Below are 23641 nucleotides of genomic sequence, written 5' to 3' on the forward strand. Positions count from 1 at the left end.
CGAAAGAAAACTCATGCAACTCTCTCCATCCATTTTCAAAGCTTATGACATTCGCGGCATTATTGATGAGACTGTAGATCCATCGATTGCCAAACTGATTGGCCAAGCATTTGGCACGGAGATGCGTGAGCTAGGTGAAACTGAAATTGTTATTGGTCGCGATGGTCGCTTATCAGGCCCAAGCCTGATTGAGGCCTTAACCGAAGGTTTACTATCAACCGGTATTAATGTGATTGATCTGGGAATGGTAGCTACGCCAATGGTGTATTTTGGTGCCAACCAGGTGCTTAATGGCAAGAAACCCAAGTCCGGCATCATGATCACCGGTAGCCACAACCCACCAAACTACAACGGTTTCAAGATGGTTCTGGGTGGTGCGGCAATCTACGGCGATCAAATTCAGGCTCTGCGTAAGCGTATTGAAGCTAAGCAATTTGCTACTGGCCAAGGCACTAGAAGCACCTTTGATATTTTCCCAATGTACTTAGAGCGCATTGTGGGCGATGTTAAGTTAGCTCGTCCTATGAAGATTGTTGTCGACTGCGGCAATGGTGTTGGTGGCGCATTTGCTGGAAAACTCTTTAGAGCTTTAGGCTGCGAAGTTCAAGAACTCTTTTGCGAAGTAGATGGTCATTTTCCGAACCATCATCCAGATCCAGCGCATATTGAGAACTTGCAAGATCTAATCAAGAACTTACAAACTACCGATAACGAATTAGGCCTTGCCTTTGACGGTGATGCTGACCGTTTGGGTGTAGTGACTAAAGATGGTCAGGTGATATTCCCAGACCGTCAAATGATGCTGTTTGCCAAGGATGTGCTCTCACGCAATCCTGGTGGCCAGATTATTTATGACGTTAAATGCACCCGCAACTTAGCAACTTATGTGAAAAAACATGGTGGCGAGCCACTGATGTGGAAAACCGGTCACTCTTTAGTGAAAGCCAAGCTTAAAGAGACTGGCGCACCATTAGCAGGCGAGATGTCTGGCCATATATTCTTTAAAGACCGTTGGTTTGGTTTTGATGATGGTCTTTACACCGGCGCACGTTTATTGGAGATTCTTTCCAAAGAGAAAGATCCAAATCAAACCCTTAATGACTTACCAAATGCTATTTGCACACCTGAATTGCAACTGGCTTGTGCTGAAGGTGAGCCATTCGCTTTACTTGAAACCATTAAAGCAAATGCCAAGTTCCCTACTTCTGAGTCCATCAATACGATTGATGGAGTACGTGTGGAATATGCCGATGGTTTTGGTTTGGCGCGACCGTCAAACACAACACCTGTAGTAGTGATGCGCTTTGAGGCTGATAGTGAAGAAGCTATTAAGCGTATTCAGGCGGAGTTTAAGGCGGTATTACTAACTGCTAAACCGGAAGCCAAGCTGCCGTTCTAAAAGATTTACTCTTCACCGCAGTACATATCACCTTTTTCATCTACGCTACAGATGGCGCTACTGTCGCCATTCTTTGGCGCCTTGATTGTTGTGCCGGCCTTTTTAGGCGCTGCCTGAATCTCTTCAGGAGTGCTGACAGTCACACCCGCCATCAGAACCTTCATATCCACAAACATCTGAGCTTGATCGGCATGGTAATCAAGCGCCTCTCTTAATGCGCCGCCACTAAGACTATCAATAGATGGAATTTGCTGAGTCGCTGGTAAGGTTGCAGGGGGTATCACTGGGGGTGGAGCAACATAACCCAAGGCATTACTTACAGTCAGTTGATTGCCCCAATTATTTTGACCCGTCAGGTTGGCTGCCTGAGTAAAGTTTGTACTGCCGTAGATAGTGAGTGAATCTAGACTATTTGGATTTTGCAGGTTGACCTGACCGCAATTAGTAGAGCAACCACTATTGGCTGTTGTCTGAATCGGTAGGTTGAAATTAACACTTGCAGCAGGATCCCATACCGAGAAGACCACGCCACCAGGCTGTGAAGCTGTACGTGCGGTCATCAAATTAGCGCGGTAGGTTTGATTGGAGTATGTTGCAGCACCGCCAAACAGATTGATCGTACCGATATAGCTTGTGGCATTACTTGGGCTCACGTTAGCAACCACCAATTGGGTATTTAAGCTGTAGAGTGGTGCCGAGCCCCCTACTGCAGCATTAAAGTTAATTGATGCTCCTGCGTTGACCGTAGCATATCCGCTAGATGTTGGAATTACTGTTGGGGCAACTGCCGCTACCAATAAGGTATGGGTATTAGCAACTGTGTCATTGACTGTTCCGTTATAAGTAATGCTCGGATCTTCCGAAACCATCGTACGAACATAGACAGGATTGGTATTGAGGTAGTCGATCGTACTAGCACTCACGCCCGTACCGGCGATATATTGGAAGTAGCCTTTGTAGTGATCTGTGAATAAGAATCCAGTTACTGGGGTGCGGCCAACATAACTAGCGTCACCAATATATACAGCGCCATTGTAAGTTTGGGTCATACCAGTCAAGATGTCAGCCAAAACATAAATGCTTGATCCGGTAACGGTCAAGTTATTCAGTCTTGCAATTGAGCCAATGCTATCGGCAAAGGTAACTGTGCCAGTTCCAGCATTAATCACCAATGACTCAGACTTATTACTCGAGCCATCTAATGTGCCATTCATAGTGATATTGGCATTATTGCTGCTGATGGTCGTAATGTGAGTATTGGATGAACCAATCAGTAAGCTACCGCTGTAGGTTTGTGTACCAGCAGTAGCGATATCACTCCAAATCTCGGTTGTGCCACCTGCAATATTTAATCTTGGTAAAACCACACCACCACCTGTTGAAAAGATCGCAGGATTTAAGGCGGTGCCATTTGAAGTAATTGAACCAGCGCCGATCGCATTATTGGCACCCGCAATTAACTTGGTGCCTGCATTCAGAATGGTGGCGCCTGTATATGAGCTATTACCAGTTAAGGTAACAATACCTGCTCCAGAGATGGTCACGATTCCGGTGCCACTAATTGACATGGGCACAGTAGTATCAGCCGTTAGATTGAAATTTAAGTTGCCACTATTGGCTACTGCTGAAGTGACTGGGCCTTGAACAGAATCGTCGTAAACCACACTAGATCCAGCCGGAAGAATCACATGTGCGACGTTAGACAGATCTGGAATCGCGCCAACAGTTGAGGTGCCAGTTGTCGTCCAATTTGAAGGGTTAACCCATAAACCACCAGCACTACCGGTATATGTTACTGAGTTGAGCTGGGTAATCGTGCCATTAGTGCCGGTATAAATTGGGCTTCCAGAAATCACATAGTTTGCGGCATCTGCACCGGCTAGAGCCACTGCAACGGTATACCCAATGCTATTAGATGCCACATTCTTGGAGTCAAATGAGCCTGCACCCGTAACATTTAGTACATCACCCGCCACTAACGCACTCGGATTGGCGCTCAAGGCAAGATTGGTCATATTGGTATTGCCGTCATACACCTTAGTGACGCCACTAATGCCAAGAGAGCTCAGTGCTACAGTTTTTGGAGTTATGGTGAGACCACCAATGACTGTCATGGAGTTGAAATTCAGGCTTTGGTTATAGAAGTTGGAAACTCCGAGACTGTAGTTACCTACCGAGAGATTGCCAGAACTACTGATAACTGCGTTATTAGGCGTGATATTTCCTGTAATAACGGCGCCTGCACCATCGGTGATGCTAATAGCGTTACCAGCAATGGTGATAGGCAATGAAGTTGGAGCGCCATTAAATAGGTACTGAGCTGTAGCGCCAGAGTAATTTGGAGAATTTCCATAAGTAACGCTTTGTGTACCGGCCTGAACTATTAAGCCATCCGCTGGAACCACAGTCAGATTTGCTTTGACGTAGGTAAAGGTGTAGTTATTAGAGCTTGCGCCTGCGGCTACCAAAGCATTGGCATAGGTTGCTGCGGGCTCAGTACCTGCCGAAGGTAATAGACCTGAAGTAGTGACACCAGCTGGCGAGACAACACTCAACATAGATGAGCGGTCGGCGCTGACTGTTGCAGGGCTCAATAAGCTTGAGGCAGTATCCCCATTGACAAACCCTGAATACAGAACGCCATTAAAACCAATGTTATCTGCGGTTGTCACAAACTTTGCATCAGCTACAGCGCTAACAATCAACACTTTTTTACCAACAACCAAATCTCCGGATGCATAGGTAATGTTGTAGTTCGATAAACCGTTACCGGTAGCCGCACTGACATCCAAGGTGCCGGCATAGGTTCCAGCATCAACATTACCTGCGACGATCGTGCTAGATGACTTCTTGATGCTTGCACCAGCAACAGAGTCGCCATTAGTTAGGCCGGAACTGGTGTATGCAGTCTGAGATAAAACCAAAGGTGAGCCATAAGTGGTTGATTGGGTGCTTGCTGTAATTGTTAATGAAGCTGGATCAACAGTTAAGGTGCCACCTGTGTAGTTAATAGTGTAGTTAGAGCCTGCGCTTACAGTGCCCTGGCTAATTGGATAGCCACCCACCCTAACATTAGATGCAGAACCTGCAGTACCGTTATAAGGCGTAGCTGTAGTTGCAAGCAATCCAGCCATGGAGTCACCGTTTACCAAGCCAGAAACCGTTTGATAAGTCAGTGTTGGCAAGGTTGTTGCGCCATAGGTCATTGAAGCGTTATCAGCTACAACGGATATGGCTTTTCTGTCGATTGTGAGTGTATTCGTTACATAAGTAATCGCATAGTTAGCAATACCGGTTCCAGTTGCAGCGCTTGGGGTAATACTGTAAATCCCTGCATAAGCAGTTCCTGGAACGGTTGCACTAGCAGCTGCATTACCGATCACGCTTGTCAAAGTCACAGCATCAACCGTGTCACCACTTACCAGGATGCCATAAGTAAAGGCACTAGTTCCCAAGCTAAGGGCTGAACCATAAGTAGTGGACTGAGCATTAGCGGTAATGGTTAACGATGCCTTATTAATAGTGAGCGTGCCGCTATTGCTACCTGAAGATACGATTTGATAATTAGATGATCCTGTACCAGATATACCGGTAACCACCATTTGATAAATGCCTGCTGGGGTGTTATTAGCCAAGGTAATCACACTACCGCCACTAGAGACTGCAATGGTCGGCGTAATGTTCGATTGATCGGCTGAGCTCAAGAATCCGCTTAATATCGCTGATGCTCCCGCGAGACTTGCTGCGGTTCCATAGCTTCCAGAGCTGCTAGAAACTACAAAGGTTAAAGGTGCAGGTGTAATAGTGCTAGTAGTGTTGTCTTGGTAGGTGATGTTGTAGTTCGAACTGATATTCGTACTGCCATTCATGATGGCAACATTACCCACATTCAGAGTCTTATTACTACTTCCCGCATTGGCATTGCTATAAGCAAAAGTTCCACCAGATAACGTATCTACCAAACCAGTAGAAGCATTAGTGAATAAAGTGCCTGTAGAAACACTTGCGAGTGGTGCTGTGCTGGCTCCAACTACGCCAGTAGTGGCGTCATATACCTTCACGGCATCAGTTGAACTAATGGTGATATTTGCAGGGGTAATTGTGACGGTGCTCATCACCGGATTTAGGACGGTATAGTTAGAAGCAAGTCCAATGGTTCCGCTTATGCCATCTGCCAATACTGCGTTATTCAAACTGGCCAATGTAGCAGTGCCCACATTAGGATTACTTAGGGTGGCGCTACCTGCGCTTAAGGTTAATGTCTCACCCCCTACTCCAGCAGCGATCAGACCACTCAAGGCTACTGTGTTGCTACCGTCATAGATCTTACTAGCAGTCAAAGTAATTGGCGCAGGAGTGATATTTGCAGAAAGTGGGCTGGTTACGCCAGTAATTGTGTAGTTTGGATTACTGAGGGTTACGCTAGTAAGCGTTGGTGAAACAGCAATTCCATTTCCGACGTTCGCAGAAGCAAAACTACCTGTCACAGAGCCGCCTACCGTTACACCAGCGGTAGCATCGGCACCAATTAAACCAGCAACAGTAGCGCCAGCCAGAGAAATTTGTGCATCCGTTAAGGTGTCATAGACTTTGTTGCTAATAGTTAAACCAGCAATGGTTACAGGTGCCTTAGTGATAGCGCTAGTCGTATTTGCTACATAGGAAATATTGTAGTTTGCGCTGGCATCTGTACTACCGTTCAGAATGCCTACCCCAGAAACATTTAATTGCTTGTTACTACCAGCGGCCGCTGTGGCATAAGCAAAAGTTCCGCCAGAAATCGCATCAGTCAAACCTGTAGAAGCGTTGGTGTACAGGGTTCCACTAGCTATTGTTGCGCCAGGTATTGTTGTAGCACCAACGATACCGGTTGTCGTATCGTAGACTTTCTCGGCATTAGTTGCTGTAAACACGATATTGGCCGGTGTAATCGTCACTGATCCAAAGGTAGGATTGCTTACAGTGTAATTAGATGCACTACCTGCAATACCCCCTGCGCCATTTGCCAATGACGCACCATTGAGGCCAATAAGTGCTGCCGTACCTACATTAGGATTGCTTAATGTTGCAGTACCAGCGGATAGCGTTAGTGTTTGACCAGCAACACCAGCTACAGTGATATCGCTAGTAGTAACTGTGTTGCTACCATCATAGGTTTTAACTGCGGTTACGGTAATTGGGGCAGGAGTAATAGCAGCAGTAAGCGTTGAATTAACACCTACTACATAGTAATTATTAGCGCTTGCGCCCCCTAGCGTAATACCATTCATCGTGGTGTAGCCGCCAGAGGTGGTGGTATTAGGCGTTACAACTAAACCTGTGCCAACATCAGACTGGCTAAATAGTCCGCTTGGTGCGGTACCAGCAATAGCAACTGTAATCGTATCTTGGATATTGGAAGCATTGGTTAGCACTCCAACAGCTGTTGGTGTTCCACCAATTGCAGCAACACGTCCGGCATCGTATTGCTTATTACTTGCACTCAATCCACTAATCGTCAGCGGTGCTTTAGTGATGGAGCTAGTGGAAGTAGCAGCATAGGTGATGCTGTAATTGCCAACTACACTCGTAGTTCCACTAAGCATGCTAATACCGCTGACGCTTAATGTTTTTCCAGTTCCAGCGTTTGCATTGTCATATAAAAATGTTCCACCCGATAGCGAGTCCTGAACAACATTCGAGCTAGCATTTGAGGAATTTGCGGAGTTGTAATACAAAGCACCACTGACCAATGACAATCCCGGAACAACGCTTGCGCCAACTACGCTCATATTGGTGTCATAAACTTTAACTGCAGCAGTTGGTGCAACAGTAATGGCAGCCGGTGTGATGGTGACTGTGCTGAAGCTTGGGTTTACTAAGGTGTAGTTTGATGCCAAGCCAGTGCCGTTACCTAAAGTTGCATTGTTTAAGGCTACTAAAGCAGCGGAACCAACGTTTGGATTGCTCAAGGTTCCCGTACCCGCACTTAATACTAAAGTCTGACCACCAATACCGGCTACTGAGATACCGGAATTGGTAACTGTTTTACTACCGTCATACACTTTTGCTGCGGTTACAGTTATTGGTGCAGCTGTAATATCGGCTGTCAATGAACTAGTAACGCCAGAAATATAATAGTTGGCGTTATCGAGTACCAATCCTGAGCTACCCACTACAGGAGTTACCGTCAATCCTGTGCCAACATTGGCTTGACTGAATGTACCGGCAACCGTGCCGCTAACCGAGGCAGTATCGCTGCCCAACAAACCAATAACGGTTGCTCCTGCTCCACTCAACACCGCAGTGCGATTTGTGTCATATACCTTATTGGCCGCAGATAAACCGCTTACTGTCACTGGTGCTTGGCTGATACTAGTTGCGCCAGATACAGTTACACCAGCTACAGAATAATTTTCAGCATCAGCGCCAGAGAGGACAATATTGTTGATGGTGTATGTGGTTGATCCAGCATTAGCAGTGCCATAAGAGCCGTAGCCAACAAGACTGATCGCATCAATACCTACCTTATTGGTAGGCGTTAATGTTGCGCCAGATAAAGTGGCGGATGTGTCATATTGTTTTGTTGGAGCTATACCGCCAGTTGGACTGACAGTCAGCGTTAATGGTGTTACAGAAATAGTTCCTGAATTAACCAATACAGGATAGCTGGTTGAGTAGTTTGTAACTGCTCCAATAGTAGTAACTGTGCTTGATGGGGTTACTGTATAGGCGCCAACCTTCAAGTACCCTGCTCCACTTACTGAACCGGATGGAACGTTTGCATTGACATCAAAGGTATAGCGACCTTGCGGTGCTTGAGCATCCACTGCCAACCAGCTTACGCTAGCGCCTGTTGGTGCAGTCATGGATAAATTGACAATATCACCTGCTCCACAACTAGAACCAATGGCACAATATGAAGCCGTTACATTTGCAACCGCGGAAAGATTGGCCGTGCCGCTAAGCGTTCCATACACTGAGGTGCTATTACCCACGCGAATCAGTAACTGGCCTTGAGCAACAATTGTGAATACGCCATTGACAGGGTTAATGGTGTAGTTAGCAGCAGTTGCACTAGGTACCAAGCTATCTACATATCCAGCAGTATTTGTAGATGCGTTAGATCTAGCAACGGCTGCACCACTCAATACTGCGGTAGTGTCACCACCTACTAATCCAGTAATAGTGTAAGTAAATGAAGGATCTACTTGACCAACGAACTTAGCAGCATCTGCCGCTGTCATCGTCAATGTTGCTTTAGCAATCGTTCCATTACCGCTAGCAGAGCTCGGTAAGGTGTAGTTGCTGAGCAAGGTACCCACTTTGGCCGTGAAATCACCCGCCACTAAAGCAATGGAAACAGTGCTTGCAATAGTATATAGTCCGCTGAGACTTGCATTAGCTGAGTTATAGGTTGCAGCAGTCTTAGCAATGTACGCACCCTCAGAGCCTACGAAACCTGTGTATGCATAATCTCCGGCGCTACCGCTACTGCCCGCCGTTAATATCGTACTTGTGCTTGCATCGTAGGTTTTAGATTTATCAGCAAGCCTTACAGAAATAGTTTTAGGCGTAATAGAGACGCTTGAGGTCGATACTGGTAGTTGATAGTTTGAAGCAGCACCAACACAGCCACCACCAGAACAGTTGCCCAAGGTTAAACCCGTTGTTGGCAAACTTGTCACGCCAGTCACATTGGCACTATTCGCATCAGCAGAGCCGCTCAAGGTTAACGTTTGCCCGACAATGCCAGTGGCAACGGTTAATGTTGTGCCTGGCGTACCTACAACAAAGGTTGCCGATCCATCATAGGTTTTAGAAGCGGCAATAGAAACTGTTGCCTTGTTAATCACATAGGCATTGCTATTGGTATTGGCAAAGCTAACCTGATAGTTGCTATTGGTGCTAGTGCCTGCCAAAGTTCCGACAGTTAAGGCATAAGTAGCGGCGTTTTGAACTGTTGTCGTTGTGCTGCCGTTAAAGCCGATAATACCAGTCAATGTTACTGGGGCACTCGTCGCGTTATCTGAATTCTGATAACCAGTAACCGTGTAATTAGCAATCGCTACCGAATAGGTTCCATTATTTAGAGTCGCGCCATCATAGTTAACTGATTTAGCATTTGGTGTAACCGTCAATGTCGCTTTATTAATCACTAAATTGCCATTGACATAGGTAATAGCGTAGTTTGATAAACCACTACCCGTCGCAGCACTTGGAACTATTCCGCCGGAATAAGTACCCGCATTAACAGTTGGCGCTACGGTGGCGTTATTGGCATAGAGCAGCGTTACCCCTGAAATGCTATTGCCGTTAATGAGGCCGCTAGAGGTATATTGGCTGGTTCCCAAATTAAGAGAAACACCATAGTCACCCGTTTGCTGAGAGGCAGTAATTGTTAAAGCCTTAGTTCCGACAGTCAATATGCCATTGGCATACGCAATGGTGTAGTTGCTAGCGGTAAAGGTGCCACCTGTAGCCGCACCTGGAATTAAGGCATAGGTACCTACCGTAGCCGATGTGGATGAGCCGGTGCTAGCCGTAGTAATGCTGCCAATAGTTTCACTGTTCTGTAAACCGCTTGAACTAAATGCTGTCTTTCCAGTGCCTACACTAAATGCTGTGCCATAAGACGAAGTTTGGTTTGTTGCGGTAATAGCTAGCGCACGCGGATTGACTGACATTGCCCCATTGGCATAGGTAATGGTGTAGTTACTCAATCCCGTACCGGACGCAGCGCTTGGAACAATTGAGTAGCTCGCTGCAGAAGCGCCTGACATTACGGCTGCGGTTGCAACACCACCGGCACTCGTTAAGGTAACGCCTGTTAAGGTATCACTTACGCCTAATAGACTGCCGGAGGTAATTGAATAACCCAAACCGCTGCCTGCTGGTGCAGTCGCAGTTCCGCCAGATGTGGTGTAAACCAAGCCTGCATTTGTCGTTGTTGCACCGTAAGTCTTAATATCGCTAGCAGCAGTAATGGTGAGAGCCGCTTTCGCTACAGTCGATCCAACACCTACATAGCTAATGTTGTAGTTTGCTAAACCGCTGCCTACCGCCAAACTTGGCGTAGTGTTGAATGAGCCATATTGAGCGATATCGGTACCAGTAATGCCTGTACCCGAACCGACTGTAGAGCCGGATTTAATGGTTTGTGTAACCGATGTAACCGTATCGCCAGTATTAACGCCGCCAATAGAGCTTACTAAGCCGCTTAATGAGAATCCAGCTGTATTGACCAAGCCAGCATAGGTACTTGTGCCGTTATAAGTCGTACTACTTGCTAAATCTGTAATGGTTAGAGTGGCTTTGGTGATGGTGTATGTTGGCGTTCCAGATACAGTGACAGTTACACCATCGGCAGAAAGAATACTTCCTGTTTTAATAACTGTAGCTGCTTGGACAATATTGGCATTCACTGCTGGATTGCCGATACTACTGTTGAAAGTTAGACCAGCTTTAACGCCAGTAGAGCTAACACCAAATGGCGTAGCGCTTAAGGTAACAGTGGCATTGTTTTGCAACCAAGTGGTTGCAGTGGATGAGTTGTAGGCGGTACCGTAGGCCTGGGAATAGTTAGCCCCTAGAGAAACGGTAATAGTGTAAGAGGCAACCCCAGCGCGGTAATCAATGAAATTACCTGTTGAATAGGCGGTTGGATTGGTGAAAGTGCCACCAACATTGCTATAACGAATATTTGCCATCGATACGTTAGAGCTGGTGATGCCAACCTTGCCTTCGATGGTGTATGGACTTGCGCCAGGCTGCGCCATGGATAAGGCTACTACTCCGCCGGTATTGGTTATGGTGCCAAGCGCCAGGATGTTACCGCCAGTCGTTGTGCCGGCTGCTATGCCATAACCACCAGTGATGCGCACACCATTAGCACCGGAGTTGGTAATAGCTGCTGTTGAGGTATCAGCAGTACTAGAAATGGTGATGCCGGTACCTGTCGTGCCGGTATTAGTGACAGCACCATTTAGATTAACAACTGCATTAGCACCACCAGTGGTACCAGTGCTAGCAATTGCTATGCCACCAGCAGATGTCAAGGTGGCACTAGAAGTCATATAAACGCCATTATTTGCAACGGTAGTGCTTGTACCAGTTGCCGTACCTGTCAATGTCAACAATCCTGCAGAGCTTATCGTCCCTGAATTTAAGTAGACGCCGTTAGCACTAGCAGCTGTAACCGTTCCCCAAATAGTAACTGCTCCAGCCGTTGAAGTGATATTGGAATTGTTATAAAAAGCTTGCACACCACTAGTAGTTAAGCTGCCAATCCAAATATTGCCAGTTGCAACAATGCCGGAATAGGTCACTGTTGGAGAACCGTAGGTTACCGATACATTGCTATTGAATAACATACCGTAGTTAGCGCCATTATTAATGCGAGTATTGGCAGCCGAAGTTGCCACATTGGCGATAGTGGTGCCACTAGCTCCGCCATTTTGCGCACTTAGGGTGCTTAATACAGATCCCTGGAAATTTAAGTTACCGCCTGAATTGATAACAGTGTTAATGAATCGCACGTTCCAAGTTGCAAGAGACGCTTTATATGGTGAATTCAGCGCGAATATCATATCGCCGCCGGACTTAAATAAAGTATAGGTATCAATGTTCATCAGGTAATAACTTTCATTACTTGTGCCTGATACAAAAACCGATATGGTTAGAGCGCCCCCAGCTATAAATGCCTGTGGGGCTGATTGAGTTGAGCCGACAATATATAAACCATGGCCGTTAGTTGAGCTTAGATTGCTTGCTGAAATAGTGATATCACCGGCCGCAACAACGTTTGCTGTAGCTGCAGAGAAATAAATACCAATACCGCCATAGCCAGAGGTGATACCAGTAAGAACAATTGACCCACCAGTTGAAGTGATCGGTGTGCCACGAATATCGAGACCGTGATAGCCGCCTGTTGCAGCCGTTGAGCCAACTATCCAAATATTTCCATCTGCAACTATACCCGTGTAGGACACTGCGTTATAGGTGACCGTGGCTGATGGGCCAAAGTAAATAGCATGTTGTGAGCCGCCATTCACTGCGGATCCTACTACTCCAGTGGCTACGTTAGCAATAGTTTGGCCACCACTAGATCCGTTCGCGTTGGTGATGGTTGAAGTCGTTGCGCCCTGCACGGTTAATGTGCCTGCGGATTTCATAGCCACATTGTATAAATACATGCCGTAAGAGTTGGTACCTCTAGGTGTGGATCCAGAAAATGTTAAATCACCACCAGATTTAAATAGAGTGAAGGTGGTTACATAGATACTATTGGCGCCACTTGTTCCATTGGCATATCCGGAAATAACTAAATTCTTACCCGCATCAAACACATGGGGTGCTAGCGCTGTATTGCCATTAATATTGACACCATCCCCTCCCGATGTACTTGTATTGGTTCCGTAAATATAGATATAACCATTGGTAGCATTTTGCGCAATTACATGGGCAGTAGCCTGCAGGTTTACGCCCAAGCCACTAACCCCACCAGTACTACCAATTAAAGTAATTGATCCATTGGTAGAGGTAAATGCTGAATAGTCGTAAATACCGTAATACGCGCCTGCAGAAGTGCCAGTAGTAGCAGCAACCCAAATATTGCCGGACGCAACGTTGTCAGAGTAAGTGCTACCGTTGTAGGTTATGACAGCAGTTCCGTTGATATAAATACCATGCTGTGTTCCACCGTTAACTGCTGAACCAGCAACAGTTGTTGCCACATTAGCAATTGTTGTTCCAACTAGACCACCATTTTGGGCGCTTAGAGTAGAAGTAGTGGCACCCTGCATTGTTAACTTACCACCAGAATACAAGGCTGTATTGGTTAACTGAATGGCGTATACGTTAGTACCATTAGGCGTACTACCGGAAATTAACATATCTCCGCCAGACTTAAAGATACCGTTATTAGCTGAAACTATCGCATTAGCATTACTTGTACCATTTGCATAACCAACAATATTCAAGGTCTTGGCCGCATCAAAGATATGGGGAGTAGTGGCCGCTCCACCGCCAACGATATTCACACCATCACCACCAGTTGCGTTGGTGTTGGTGCCAAAGATATAGATATCGCCAGTAGATGCTGAGGTAGTACTCAAACCCACATTGCTGAATAATAAGTTTGCGGCACCGTAGCCAGTTGCAGATTTTGCATTACTTGTAGTTGTAACTGTTCCTGCGTTCCAAAGGGTTACAAGATTGGTGCTACCGCCCAGTATGTTAGATGCCGTACCCGTTGTTAATGCGGTAGTGTTGTATTTCGCTGTTTGTACGCTTGCATATACATTGCTACCAAGGAGACTTAATGTTACTAGCTCCATCTTGGTATAAACAGTGCCGCTTGTTGGCGTATCACGTACACCGATGATGTAGGAAGCAGTCGTTGGCGTAGTTGCATAAAGCGCAATATCCGTTGCCGCGCGAGCTCCAGCACTAGTCGTACCGCCTTGGTAACTAATGTTGTATCCAGCTAAAGTTGCTGCACTGAGTGTTGGCAAAGTAGTGCCACTGATCTGCCCTATTAAAGTTCCAAAGCCTGAGTTTGAAATCATTACCGGCGCTGTCAGGGCTGTACCAGATGTATTGGCAACATAAAGCTGACCGGATGCAGTTCCAGCTATGACGTCTGCATTGGTTTGTAGTGAAACACCCATGCCACCGTTTCCACTAGTTGTACCAATTAAAGTGACGTTACCGTTAACAGATTTAATGGATGAGTAATCGAATAATCCATAGTAACCACCAGTTGCGCCGTTGGTAGCTGCCGCAATCCAAATATCCCCGCCAGCCAATATATTGCTGTACTGGACATTGTTATAAGTTTCAACAGTGGTTCCATTGATATAAATTGCATACTGTTTACCACCATTTGCGGCAGCACCTTGCACTGTCGTTGCTACGTTTGCAATACCAGTTGAATTGGTGCTTCCATTAGCATTGGTCAAAGTGCTGGTTGTAGCCCCTTGCATAGTAATGCTGCCATTTGCTTGAAGCGCCGTATTGTCTAAACGAATGTTGTAAGCATCAGCGCCGTTTGGCGTACTTCCTGAGACCAATATATTGCCCAGGGCTTTAAATATGCCGTAAGTAGTTGAATAAATACCGAAGGTTCCAGTGCTTCCACTTGCATAAGAAACTAAAGAAAGATCTTTACCTGCATCAAATATATGTGGACTTGTGCCAACCCCACCACCATCAATGTAAATACCATAGCCCGTGGTTGCATTGCTTGCCGTGCCATATACAGCGATGTTGCCATTAGTCGTATCTTGAGCAATTAAATCTGCGTTAGTGCCTAAACGAACACCCATTCCCCCACTACCAGCAGTCGTTCCAATTAAGGTAATTCCACCACCAGTAGAGATAATAGATGAATAGATATATAGGCCGTAGTAGCCGCCAGTTGAACTTGGGGACTGACCTGCTATCCAAACATTACCTGCTGCTACAACATTGGAGTAAGTAACAGCGCTATAGGTAAGTGTTGTAGTGCCGTTAATACGCACTGCGTGCTGAAGGCCGGCATTAACAGCAGAACCCGCGACAGTAGAGGCAACATTAGCAATGGTAGTGCCAACTAGACCACCATTTTCAGCAGAGACAGTTGCTGTTGTAGCGCCCTGAATGGTTAAAGCACCCCCTGATTTGATAATTGTATTGGTCAGATCAATAGCGTATGAATTAGTACCATTGGGAGTACTGCCAGAAATCAACATGTTTCCAGCAGATTTCAGCAAGACATAAGAAACAGTATCAATGCCGTAAGTACCACCTGCGCCAGCAGCATAGCCAATGATATTGAGCGTCTTAGCAGAATTCACCACAGATGGAGCGGTAGCTGTCCCCGTTCCATCCATATAAACAGCCCAACCACTAGTGGTATTGGTTGAGGTACCCAAAATATCAATTACGCCGTTCGTAGCATTTTGAGTTGTGACTATTGAGGCGCCACGTAAGCGGACTCCAACACTTCCACTTCCAGAAACTACACCAATCAATCTAATTGAGCCACTAGTCGAAGTAATATTGGCGTAATCATCTACTACGTTTATACCGGCTCCAGATGATGTTCCAGCCATCCAGATATTGCCAACCGCAACAATGTCAGTGTAAGAGCCGGCATTTACCTTGCCGCTTGCGATAGTGGTAGCAGCATTAGCACCCAGGTATATTGCGCTTGCATCGGATGAAACTGCTGATCCAGTTACGCCCGCAGCTAAGCCGGTTGATTGATAACCATTGAATACAAGGTTAGATACACCATATCCAGCTGTAGCAGCATTTGTAACATTAAGAGTCATGGCTGTTTTTGCGGCCCAAGCAGTATTGATCTTTTGAGCTGCAGTTCCGGTATAGCCATTAAATGTAGCAATTGCTACATATCCAGCAGCGGTTGGCGTTGCCATTACAGAATTTCCACTAATGGACAAAGTTACCAAGACCATTTTGGTATATGAAGTATCAGAGAAGCCCAATAACCACTGCGAACTGGATCCAGTTACCGGGGCTACGTAGGTAGCAAGAATAGTTCCGGCTACAGACCCACCTGAAAGACTGCCGCTAATAATGGTTGCATCAGCTAAAGAGCTTGCAATCAAGTTGGTATTGGTTTCGCCAGCCAAGAATCCACTTGCAGCAGTATTGGTCTTGGTATTAGCGGCACCTACTGCTGCACCTTGAATTGCGAGGTTACCACCTGCATAAATTGGGCTGTTAGTGAAATAGACTGTGCCATTACCACCACCGCCAGCAGCTGAAATCGTAATATCTCCCCCTGCTGCTAATACCGCATAAGAGAAATAAGCTACATAAGTATTAGAAGATGGCGCATAAGCTGTAATTTGGATATAGCCTGATGCGCTAATGGCTGTTGGAGATGCAGCTGATGTTCCAACAATGCTAATAACAGCCCCGGTGGAAGCAGTTGACTTAGTGCCAGTGAGAATGATATTTCCAGATGGGGCATATAAGCTTGATATGGCTGGCATATCGATTGCTTTGGATGCTGCCGCTGTTGATGCACCAATGATGGTGATATCACCAGATGCAGCAGATACCGTTCCACCGAGAACCACGCCAGCAGCACCACTGGAAATACCCTTCAGAGTTACATAGCTACCCGCTGACAATGCACCAGTCGTTGTTACACCAGCACTGGTAGTTGCATATGTAGCTGCATTGCCCAATGTAATGAATCCACTCACTGGATTGCAGCCCGAGCCAGTGCAACCGTAGGTATTGTCTAAAACTATATATCCAGAAACACTAACAATTGGATCAATTGCGCCACCAGATGCCAAGATTGAATAATTGACTGGGCTTGAGCTGCCGGTATTAGTAAGTGTTCCGATAGTTAATACTGAGGTCTTATCTCCATAACGGTTGTCATACAAAATCGTGGAAGCATTGCCGCTTGTATTGGCTGCTAATGTGATGGTGCCACTCTGTGTAATGCTGTTATTTGAGCGGAATGTGATATTTCCGCCGTTGGCATTATCTGCAATAGCACCAGTCTGAGTAATGCCAGTGCTCGACCCTGCTGCCGTGTCATTACCAACTACCGTCAGATCACCGGTGTTGATTGTCATTGCGCCTAAGCTAACAACAGTTGCAGCTGTTGTACCTGTACCGGTTACAGATAAAGAATTTGCGGTAATCGTACCTGTGGCTTTAACGGCAATACCAGTCGTGGATGTTCCAGTGAGAGAAACTGCAGCGCCAGTAATGGTTCCGCTAGCCCCGGTGTAATCGATGCCATTACCAGTAGTTGAAGTAGCTGTAAAGCTCACATTACCACTCGCATTTGTGGCTACCGTACTAGTGATTGCTGATGAGGCAGTTGAACTTGCTGTAGCGGTAATAGAGACAGCCCCACTACTCTTAATACCGCTGTAGGCAACTGAATTTACAGTTACAGAACCAATTGTGAGATTGGTGTTATCAACGATGGTTAAGGAGCCAATACCAGTACTAATGGTTCCAATTATTGCAATCGTGTTAGATGCATTCGCTAGAGAGAAATTACCCGTGCCGATGAATGCAATACCTCTACTGCTGTCATTTACAACACCGCTAATCGTGAGGTTGCCCGCTCCACCCAAAGAAGCGGCAACTGTATCTAAACTTACCGTGCCTGAAATAGTAGAAGTGGTTCCAGAGCTTGAATTAATAATTGCGCCTGTGCCATCACCACCATAGATGGTGAAATTATTACCAACGCTATAACCACGAAGATCTACCGTACCTAGTGAAGTGACCGCAGTTCCAACAGTAACAGCACCAGTTCCGAGGGAGCTGTTGTTGCCTAAAACTACCTTGCCTGAGGCAACCGTAGTTCCACCTGTATAGGTATTGGCATTAGCAAGCGTTATGACTCCATTGCCATTAGTGTTGTAAGTAGAGGCCGAGTTATAGGTTAGAGATACTGCCCCAGAAATAACACCAGAAATGGCGCTTGATGCACTTGTGCTATTAATTGCAAGTGAAACATCAGCAACATTATTATTTAGTGTTACGGCCGCGCTACCAGTATTAAGTATTAGAGACTGAGGTACAAAATCACGTGCAATAGAAATTGCTACAACACCTGAACCTCCTGCGGGAGCAACACTTCCAATTATTGAAGCAGCTCCCCTACCTGAGTTGGCAGCCGGCGTTGCATTGGCACATGCCGTTCCATTCATGCCGCAACCACCAATGCCGTATTCGACTGACGTACCTGTAATAGAAGAGGTAACGCCTGATCCGCCAGTTAAACCACTACCAGCACCACCTGCACCACCACCTGCTCCGCCCGCTAATGATGCAACAGTAGACCCAACAGCGCCAAGCTGGCCAGATCCACTAGTAGCGCCAGTGCCCGAGTTATGGTTACTGCCATTACCACCTAAAGCAGTAATGGTTGAGAGTCCTGAGCCAGAAATAATAGATGTTCCACCTATACCGCCATCGTATCCAGTATTGGCGCGTGCCGCAGTGGTATTAGCACCGCCACCCGTAACGGATGGTGAAGCGCCACCTGCACCCACTGTTATGGTGTATGTTGTTCCTGCTGCCCAAGTGTTACTTCCAGTTAATACTTGACCACCACCTGCACCAGGCCCCCAATAAACACCATTAGTTCCCAGGCTACCGCCACCGCCACCCGCAACAATCAAATAGTCAGCCGTAGTGTTTGAAGAGGGAGTCCAGCTGTAGGCACCACTTGCGTATGACAACGTAGCGCCATCTATTAAGGTAACCGCGCTTGCACCAACTGTAGCAATGCTGCCAGCACCATATTGGTATGAGCCACCACCTAATAATTGCAATGCTCTAGCAACTGTTACGCCAGAAGAAATAGTGCTACCGAAATTAATTGCAGCATTGGTAGTATTCAGCGTTGTTGATCCATTTACTGTTGCAGCGCCTGTATACGTTTGAGTACCCGCCGTTGTTACAGTGCCGAGTAAAGTACTTACGCCGCTTACTGCAAGATTGCTGGTATTTGCAGAGTTTGTAATGCTGGCTCCGGTATTCATGTATAGAGAGCCGATTGAAACTGTTCCTGAATACTGAAGATCCAAAATACCAGATGCCCCAATAGTGACTAAGCCACTATTAGCACCACCCAATGCATTAGCACTAGTCACAATAATCTTTTTGCTATCAGAAATAAACGTGCCGCCTTGATAGGAGTTATTTCCTGAGAGCGTCAATACACCGGAACCATTCTGGGACACTGATCCAGTACCAGTCAGGTTGGTTGAATATGTGAGAGCAGCACTCTTATAAAAAGCGAGGTTACCGTTATTTGTTAGAGCACCAGAACCCAAGGTTCCAGTTGTAGTGTTATTTCCAACCTGGATCGTTCCACTGGTAATGGTGGTTGTTCCCGTATAGCTATTATTAGCAACGAGTGTTAGCGTACCGTTAACGGTATTGCGATTCGTGCTTGTGACGCTTGCTGCAGTACAGGTACCCGAACATGTCTTGACTAAATTGGTAGCCCCAGTAATGGCTCCAGTAATAATGCTTGAAGCGCTGCTGGAGTTAATGGTCAGATTAACTAGGTCGGTAGTGCCGCCTGTAATGGTTGCAGTCGCAGTGCCGGAGTTAATAACCAAAGAGTTACCAGCTGATGTGGTTGGACCAGTATTAACAACTGCAATACCGGCGGAGCCTGCACCACCCAATCGAACGCTACCACCGCCGCCGCCGCCAGATCCATAACTGGTGGCATTAGATGCGTTTACACCAATACTTCCGTTACCTCCACCGCCAAGGCCGCCAAGGCCTGCCGTGCTTCCAGCGGCGCCACCATACACACCACCGCCGCCACCTGCAGCGTAATAAACACTGGAGCCGGTAATGTCAGAAGCGGTCCCGTTGCCACCTTTACCACCTGTGACGACTCCTGCTGAAACAGTTGGAGAGGCACCTGCAGTTGCACTTCCGCCTCCACCGCCACCACCTCCGCCATTGCTCGGCGCAAAAGCTGGCGTTAAGTAACCATTCTGTCCATTACCGCCATTGTTACCTTGTCCAGCTGTGCCTAAAGAATAATTTCCTGCACCACTATTACCACCGCCACCGCCACCGCCTGAACCGTAGGTTCCTGCAGGTGCAGTACCAGGAGTTACGTAAGTACCACCACCACCGCCACCGTACGCTGAATAACCAAAGGCAGTTGACATTCCACCTGTATTACCAACACAGTTTGCATTAGGTCCGCAAACACCGCTTCCATTTCTATTTGCAGTAGGCGTACCACCAGCACCTACAGTAATCGAATAACTTGTATTTGCAGAAATGTCTACAGTACCTTGAAGGAAGCCGCCTGCGCCACCACCGCCGCCCCAGTCAGATCCGCCACCTCCACCACCACCAACGACCAAATATCTAGCGCCAGTCTTTGTAATTGAGGGCGTCCATGTAAATACAGAACTAACATAAACCAGCGTTCCTCCGCCAGCAGCAAGAACTGTAGGTTGACTTGCATTGGTAGAGGCCGCAACGGCTGATGTACCGTTATAACTATATGTACCATCCGTATAAAGAGCTAAAACGCCGTTATAAGATCCCGGGGCAGACACTGAGGAAACAGTACCAGTAATAGTGACAGCAGCATTGTTGGTATTTAAGTTTATGTTTTCCGCGTTTAATGCAACGTTACCGCCATAGGATTGAATGCCTGTGGTTGTGACATTTCCACCCAGGGTTGTAGAACCAGTGCCGGTTATAGATAGTGAAGCAAGTGCAGTAGTTGCACCAACGGCATCCCCAAATGTTGTTGTAGCAGAGCCATTCGTAATAGTTAGCGCACCAGGTCCATCAACCGTAGCGGCAAATGTAATTGCCTTGTTAGCCTGAGTTGTACCTGTGCCGCCGGTATAGGTTGCCAATACAGAGGTGCCAGTGATATTGACGACGCCGTTATAGGCTTGAGTGCCGCCAGTGGTAATGTTGCCATTGATATTTAATGGCGCATTAATTGTCAGATTGCCTGCTACCGCCAAGCCACTATAGGTTGTGCTATTCACGGTAACCGAGCCAATGGTTAAGGTGCTGCTATTGGCGATGGTAAGGCCAGCAACTGGTGTTGATGAAGTTGCAATAGTGGCCAAGGTATTGGATGCATTATTCATGCTGTAGGTACCTGCGCCTACAAAAGCGATGCCATTAGTTCCCGCATTCACAATCCCGGTGAAATTTAGGGTGTTAGCACCATCGATAGAGGTTGCAGATCCAATGGTGACAGATCCAGAGGCTGTTGCTGCCGTCGTACTGGAGTTAGTAACAGCACCACCAGTACTACCACCATTGAGAATGAGGTTGTTACTGATAGTTAAACCATTCAGGTCAATCGTCCCTAATGAATTGGCATTTGCTCCAACTGTGATATCGCCGGAACCAAAAGCACTTGCATTGCCAGCCTTAACTATTCCGGACTGAACGCTGGTTCCACCGCTATAACTATTAGAGACCGATAAAGTCAGAGTGCTAGAGCTGCTGGTATCTTTAATAAGATTACCGCCACCACTAATAGCACCTGATAGGGTTTGAGCGGCGGATGATGAGTATTGGAAGGTGCCTGAATTAGAAATAGTTCCAGAGTAAGTGCCGCTACCTAACTTACCTGCCCCACTAATTTGCATCTTTCCTGAAGTGATGGTGGTATTGCCAGAATAACTATTAGTTGCGGAGGATAAAGCTACAGTACCGGTTTGATTTGCTCCGTTAATGGTTAAAGCATTCGAGCCAGCAACCACTCCAGCGACAGTTAGGGTATTAGAACTAGTAGCAGCCAATCCGCCTCCACCAGTACCCAAAGTTACGCCACGGGTTGCACTCAGAGTGAAACTTGCGGTACCTTGTAAAGTACCGCCATTCAGAGCAACAGCAGTTGCAGCATTACTTACTGCACCTAAATTTGCATCTGCGCTAATGGAGAGCGTTCCGCCTTCAATAACGGTTGCATTTGCGAGTGTGGTTGTGCCATAAGTATTCGTGTTTGAGAACACGACTGTGCCATTTTGGCTTGCGCCAGCATTAATGATGATGGCATAAGCACCGCTGATGACACCACCAATAGTTAAGTTTCCACCACTAGTACCAATAGAACTCGCAGCAGACATTGCTACTGTTCCCGCATAAGAAGCCGCAGTAGAGCTGCTATTAGTAATGGCGCCGTTAGAAGAAACACCTGATCCAGCAATAGTTGCGGCATTTGTATTGCTTATTACCTGCCCATTTAAATCAAGTGAAGCGCCAGAAGCTACGCTAATCGCACTGCTACTTGCACCGAATGCAGTGGCTGAACCAGCTTGTAAAGTACCGGCTGTTACTGTGGTGCCGCCGGTATAAGTGTTTAGGCCATTCAGAGTTAATAAGCCAGTACCTTGCTTAGTGACTGAAGTTCCACCGGAAATAATTCCGCCAATTGAATTGCTTATATTGCTTGAGTTAATAGTAATTCCAAGGATGTTGGTAACAGCGCCAGTAATGGCAGTTGAACCAGTACCGCTATTAATAGTTAGCGTGTAATTTGCCGGTGCAAATCCGCGACCCTGGAAGATCACGACACCGTTATTTGCGGTTGTATTACCACCATAATTTCCAGCGCCTCCAGGACCGCCGGTACCAGGGGTATAGATTGCCGCCCCCTGATTGCCACCAGCACTTCCATTGCCACCCTGTCCATACTCTACAGGCGTACCAGTAATTGAAGATGATGTACCTAGACCATTGTTACTATTAGCAGCAGCATAAGTACCATTACCAGCACTACCGCCGCCACTAGAACCATTTTGTTGGCTGCAGCATGAACCGGGGACTGCATTACCGCCTACATGCACAGAAGTGGTTACCCCGCTAACGACTGTTGAACCAGATGTACCACCAGATCCACCCCAGAAATTTCCACCACCACCACCAGCAGTTCCTCCATTTGCGGTAACAGTAACCCCACCAGATGTCAGAGATGAATAGCCCCCAGCATTGGCGGCAACTACAGTTCCGACAACTATCGAATATGTAGTGCCTGATCCAACTGCGTATGAAGAATTGATGATGACGCCGCCGCCACCGCCGCCGCCGCCATTATTAGCGCCACCTGCACCACCTGAACCAACAACCAGATATTGGGAGGCGAAAGTATATGACGGCAACCAGGTATAAATGCCGCTTGCATATGACAAAGTTCCAGCTCTAGTGCTGGTTGGAGTTGCATTCAATGTCGTTTGTGCCACGCCATCAATTGCATACCCACCAGTACCTGTCAAACTAAGGTAGCCAGTAACGGGATAAGTTGTCGCTCTTACGGAGCCGTTGATTATCACATCACCATTAGTTGATGTGACAGTTGAGTTGCTCGCTAATAGAATATCGCCGTTATAGGTCTGTGCGCCACGCGTTGTGACGTCTGCATTTAACTCAATCGTTGTTGCTATAAAGGTGAGAGTGGCTGAGCCGGCTGTTGCATTAATGGCAGAACGGATGCTGATATTGCCATTGCCAGAGATACTGCTTACTGAATTTGATCCGATGGTATTACTTGAATTTGCGGTGCTGATTTCTACATTAGTAGAGGCATTAAGTGCGGTATTGATATAGCCAGCGACTGTAGCATCGATGATGATGTCATACGGATCAATTAACCAGATACCACCCCTACCTGCATTAATACTTGATAGCAAACTGAGTGTGCCGCCAGAGGTTTCAATCAAACCACCATGCAGATTGCTTTGATTGGGGTCTAGCTGTGAA

General features: G+C 46.7%; 2 protein-coding genes. One reads left to right on the forward strand and one right to left on the reverse strand.

Features of this window, described 5'->3' with window-relative positions; translation table 11 throughout:
- Window positions 1-13: 13 nt before the first annotated feature.
- Window positions 14-1399: a phosphomannomutase/phosphoglucomutase gene (locus tag ICN20_RS10010; protein ID WP_216240088.1), complete on the forward strand. Its 1386-nt coding sequence runs from the start codon at window positions 14-16 to the stop codon at window positions 1397-1399.
- A 5-nt stretch (window positions 1400-1404) separates the two neighbouring features.
- On the opposite strand, the gene ICN20_RS10015 is transcribed toward ICN20_RS10010, so the two are convergent.
- On the reverse strand, window positions 1405-23601 hold the full coding sequence (locus tag ICN20_RS10015; protein ID WP_216240090.1) for a YDG domain-containing protein: 22197 nt from the start codon (window positions 23599-23601) through the stop codon (window positions 1405-1407).
- Window positions 23602-23641: the final 40 nt, after the last annotated feature.

Origin of the sequence: Polynucleobacter sp. JS-Polo-80-F4, from assembly GCF_018881965.1 — a bacterium.
In the GTDB taxonomy this organism is placed as follows: Bacteria; Pseudomonadota; Gammaproteobacteria; order Burkholderiales; family Burkholderiaceae; genus Polynucleobacter.